The 1,664-nt window shown below is 48.8% G+C and carries 2 protein-coding genes; both read left to right on the top strand.

Going from position 1 to position 1,664, the window contains the following annotated elements:
• Positions 1-40 precede the first annotated feature (40 nt).
• A complete protein-coding gene (locus APA10_RS14350; RefSeq protein WP_080587176.1) occupies positions 41-952 on the top strand; it encodes a Fic/DOC family protein in 912 nt (303 codons plus the stop codon).
• A gap of 264 nt (positions 953-1,216) precedes the next feature.
• A complete protein-coding gene (locus tag APA10_RS15030) occupies positions 1,217-1,609 on the top strand; it encodes a hypothetical protein (protein ID WP_064776000.1) in 393 nt (130 codons plus the stop codon).
• Positions 1,610-1,664: the final 55 nt, after the last annotated feature.

Genomic DNA, 1,664 nt, shown 5'->3' with positions numbered 1-1,664 from the left:
CTTTTTCATAATCTAACCCGATGTACAACCCTTCTGTGAGATTTCCGCGTCGACGTCTGCCCTTAAGGATTTGCATCATCATCTCTTTCAGGATGTCTACGACTGGGCTGGTCAATACCGGACGTGCGACCTCGCTGTTGATGGTCGGAAAGGTCTTCATCCAGACCGGATTTCCCAGTCAGTTCAAAGCGTATTCCAAAACCTGAATGCCAATAACGGGTTGCGAGATCTCTCTTCCGACCGTTTTGCGCGGGGAGCTGCCACCCATATTGCCGCTTTGGATAAAATTCTGCCTTTTCGGCAAGGCAACCAGCAGGTCACCCTGCTTCATCTCTCACATCTTGCACGGAACGCCGGTCATAATTTTGATCTCAGCCAACTCGATCACGATCAGTGGAACAGAGCCAGCGGCAAAGCCGCAGTCAATGACGAACGTCTCATGATGCATGCTATCGCGACGTTATTTAAGTCTGGTCGAACAATAACGCCCGACCAGGCGCGTCGGGAAGTTCTGTCGCTTCGTGATCCAGCACGCCAGGAACTGCAATCGGGGATTGATGCGGCCACCAGAACACTTAACGCAGGCCAGGCAGATAGTGCCACGTTGAAAGAACTCAGGGGCTTACGGGGAGAACTCAAAGCTCTGGAAAGCGACACGCAGGTTGGCGCCGTTCTGCGTCATATCGATCAAGCCCAAAAGGCGGGCATTGAAAAGATGACCGTTCTACCCGGACGGGACGGATCTGCGCGTGACGCCATCTATGCCATCGGTCGGGCAGCTGTTCGCAGTCTTGATCTGCGTGAGGATCAGCGTCCGGCGCAGGGGATGAAAGCTGAACAGGCACACTCACCGTCTTCCTGGTTTACTCGGGCCAGCCAGAAACTGTCTGCGTCAGAAGGAACTGCCCCGCAATCAAATGGGCCAAAATCGCGAGGCCCACAGATTGGATAGAACACTCTGTGCCTAATCAGCGCGATAGCGGCGTATGATGCGTTCTGCGTTCTCTATCGCACGCTCCAGCTCCTCATAATTTATGGGTGCAAACGTGGACACTGGTCCTGGGGGCCGGATGTCCACGTCCTCCTCTGGAGGAGTGGTCTCCTGACTTTCGCTTTTTCTCGGCCGCCCGCGTTTCCTGCCGAGTGTGGTCATTTTAAATGAGAGTGATATAAACCACAGTACTTTAAATTGAAATTGTGGGTTTGCGTTTAAAAGATGAATAACGATTATATTTCTCCGGTCGTCTTAAAGCATGATGATAATCAAGAGAGTCTTGGTTTTTTAGGTGGGAGCGGCAATAATCAAGAAAATCATTCTCATTTTCTTGGAAAATTGGATCGAGTTAGCAATAATGAAAAAAAAGAATTCGGTTCCACACAGAAGATACTTGACAATGAATGGAGCAAAATAGCTTCAACAGTTGAAAAATCTCTTAAGCATATTTGTAGTAGTATTCAGGACGATGTGAAAAAATATAGTGATTTACCTATTCATGACACTATTTTAAATTTAGATAAAACGCATGATTTGAAATTCCTTTCACCAGATAAAGCTCAATTTGTCGAAAACTCTTCACCGATCAGTCAAATCGGAACTAGGGCCTGTTAGAGCTTGATCCAGTCTGCTGCGGCAGCGATGTGGATGACGGCGAGGAACGACGTTG

It is taken from the genome of Acetobacter pasteurianus subsp. pasteurianus LMG 1262 = NBRC 106471 (assembly GCF_000285275.1).
Taxonomy (GTDB): Bacteria; Pseudomonadota; Alphaproteobacteria; order Acetobacterales; family Acetobacteraceae; genus Acetobacter; species Acetobacter pasteurianus.
The sequence above is the reverse complement of the archived record's forward strand: the minus strand, read 5'-3'. Positions and strand labels throughout refer to the sequence as shown.